Source organism: Rhizobium sp. PP-CC-3G-465, from assembly GCF_004343445.1.
GTDB classification, from domain to species: domain Bacteria; phylum Pseudomonadota; class Alphaproteobacteria; order Rhizobiales; family Rhizobiaceae; genus Ferranicluibacter; species Ferranicluibacter rubi.
Map to the genome: position 1 here is coordinate 1 of NZ_SLYH01000047.1, position 2,817 is coordinate 2,817.

At 61.9% G+C, this 2,817-nt stretch carries 3 protein-coding genes and 1 pseudogene; all 4 read left to right on the top strand.

The window, feature by feature from the left end; all coding sequences use genetic code 11:
- Positions 1 to 25: 25 nt before the first annotated feature.
- The 4 genes and pseudogenes from tnpA (at position 26) to C8J33_RS26695 (ending at position 2,813) form a co-directional block, all read left to right on the top strand.
- Positions 26 to 430, top strand: a complete 405-nt coding sequence (gene tnpA, locus C8J33_RS28035; protein WP_132449928.1) for an IS66-like element accessory protein TnpA — start codon at positions 26 to 28, stop codon at positions 428 to 430.
- Entirely contained in the window at positions 427 to 777 is a 351-nt protein-coding gene (gene tnpB / locus C8J33_RS26685) for an IS66 family insertion sequence element accessory protein TnpB (protein WP_062594513.1), read from the top strand. The genes tnpA and tnpB overlap by 4 nt, the downstream gene beginning before the upstream one ends.
- Positions 778 to 836: 59 nt before the next feature.
- Positions 837 to 2,514, top strand: a pseudogene (gene tnpC, locus C8J33_RS26690) (IS66 family transposase).
- Complete coding sequence (locus C8J33_RS26695) at positions 2,514 to 2,813, top strand: hypothetical protein (protein ID WP_110808511.1); 300 nt, start codon at positions 2,514 to 2,516, stop codon at positions 2,811 to 2,813. The pseudogene tnpC and the gene C8J33_RS26695 overlap by 1 nt, the downstream one beginning before the upstream one ends.
- Positions 2,814 to 2,817 lie beyond the last annotated feature (4 nt).

The following is a 2,817-nucleotide window of genomic DNA, read 5'->3' on the forward strand; positions in this document are numbered from 1 at the left end:
GTGATTGGCTTTAAGTCCATGCCTTATGTCATGCGCTACAATCATTTCCCCTATTGAGGTCTCTTCCGCGGACGATCTTGGCCGTCGACGGGATTGGTCGGACGAAGAGAAGGTTCGGATCGTCGAGGAGAGCTTGCAAGGCTTTCGGCAGGGTTCAGTGACGGCGCGGCGATATGGATTGTCTCGGTCGTTGTTGACCCGTTGGCGTCGGGAATACCGGAGCGGGCTTCTGAGCGTTACCGCATCAACAAGCTTCGTGCCGCTTTCGATTTTGCCGCCGCCGGCATCTTCCGAGATGGCCGGTCCGCTCTGGTCGGACGGCGACAAGACGATCGAGATCGGCCTGCCGAACGGTCGTCGCCTGACGATCCCGGCCTCGCTTGATCCGAACATCCTTGCCGGCCTTTTGCCGGTCCTGGATGCGTCATGATCGCCTTTCCGGCCGGGGTGAAGGTGTGGATCGCGGGCGGCGTGACGGACATGCGTTGCGGCATGAACAGCCTGGCGCTGAAGGTGCAACAGGGTCTTGGCCGCGATCCTCATGGCGGTGAGGTCTTCTGCTTCCGGGGTCGCAAGGGTGATCTGATCAAGGTTTTGTGGCACGACGGGATCGGCATGTCGCTTTACCTGAAGCGGCTTGAGGCTGGAAAGTTCATCTGGCCGGTCAGCCAGAATAGCTCCGCCGTGCCAGTGTCGGCGGCGCAACTCGGCTATCTTCTGGAAGGGATCGACTGGCGCAATCCACGCTGGACGCAGCGACCTGCAACGGCAGGATAGTCGCCAACCGTTCCACTGTTTTTGTTGGGCTTTCTGTGGTTCCATGGTAGCTTTCGGCCATGGATGATGCTGCTTCGGAGATAGCCAGATTGCGCGCCGCGCTTGCGGTATCGGAAGCGCGTGCCGCCTCCGCCGAGGCCGATCTCGCGCAGGTGCGCGCCGTCGTGACGACTTCGGAGGCGATGATCCGGCACCTCAAGCTCGAGATCGCAAAGCTGCGCCGTGAGCAGTATGGCCAGAGCTCGGAACGGCGCGCCCGGCTGATCGACCAGATGGAACTGCAGCTCGAAGAACTCGAAGCTGACGCCACCGAAGACGAGATCGCGGCTGAACGCGTGGCAGCGAAGATCACAAATGTCTCCGCCTTCGAACGCCGCCGGCCGGCCCGCAAGCCGTTTCCCGAACATCTGCTGCGCGAGCGCCTGGTCATCGAAGCTCCCACGCAATGCGCCTGCTGCGGCTCGGCCCGGATCGTGAAGATGGGCGAAGACGTCACCGAGACGCTGGAGGCGATCCCGCGCCAGTGGAAAGTGATCCAGACGGTGCGAGAGAAGTTCACCTGCCGGGATTGCGAGAAGATCAGCCAGTCACCGGCCCCGTTCCATGCGACACCGCGGGGATGGGCAGGTCCCAACTTGCTCGCTACGATCCTGTTCGAGAAGTTCGGCCAGCATCAGCCATTGAATCGCCAAGCCGAGCGCTACGCCAGGGAAGGCGTCGATCTCAGCCTCTCCACGTTGGCCGACCAGGTCGGAGCCTGCGCGACCGCCCTCCAGCCGATCCATGACCTGATCCGCGCCCATGTACTGGCAGCCGAACGGCTGCATGGTGACGACACCACCGTGCCACTCCTCGCCAGGGGCGCAACACGGCAGGCAAGGTTATGGACCTACGTGCGCGATGATCGTCCGTTTGCGGGCGGCGCACCGCCCGCAGCGCTCTTCTACTTCTCACCCGATCGCGAGAAGACCCATCCCAATCGGCATCTCGCCGGGTGGCATGGCACCCTCCAAGCCGATGCATACGGCGGCTACAACGATCTCTATCGTGCGGGTCGCCGCCCCGAACCGGTCAAGAGCGCGCTCTGCTGGAGCCATGCACGGCGCAAGTTCTTCGAACTGGCCGATATCGCCGGCAATGTGCGCAAGGGCAAACCTGCCCACGAGATATCGCCTGTCGCGCTTGAGGCCGTTGCCCGCATTGACGGGCTCTTCGACATCGAGCGGGTTATAAACGGGAAGTCCGACGAAGAGAGACTGGTAGCGAGGCGGCAGCATGCGCGTCCGATCGCCGAGGAACTGCACGACTGGCTCATGGCCCAGCGTTCCCAGATGTCGAAGCACAATCCCGTCGCCAAGGCGATCAACTACATGTTCGAGAAGGAGGGACGCTGGGAGGCCTTCACCCGGTTCCTCGATGACGGCAGGCTATGTCTGACCAACAATGCGGCCGAGCGGGCCCTGCGCGGGATCGCTCTCGGAAGAAAATCCTGGCTATTCGCCGGCTCCCAGCGCGGCGGCGAGCGTGCTGCCTTCATGTATTCTCTGATCGTCACCGCCAAGATGAACGACATCGATCCGCAGGCTTGGCCTTACGGCGCATGCAAGCATGCGCCTGTCGGCTAAGAGCATGGCGGACGTGCTCGCTCGCATGCCTGGCATCCCCGTGTCGCGGCTGCCGGAACTGTTGCCGTGGAACTGGTCTTCCGCAGGCCACGTCCACCAGAAAGCAGCCTGATGGCGCGCCCGACGCATGTCTACACGATCGACTATGTCGCCTCGCTGATCGGCGAGAACATTGAACTTCTCCAGAAAATCGCCAACAATTCCGACAACATCGACTACGGCGAGATGATCCATGTCCATGACGGCAGCGAAGAGGGCATCACCACCTTCACGGACCGGGGGATCGAAAGCCTGCAGGAATTCCTCGCCGATATCCGCACCTGGGACGGAGGTGTGCGGCAGTTCCTTATCGACGAGCAATGTGATCCGGAAAGGATCGAACGCATCATGGCGGACCAGCCTAAATCATAAGCTC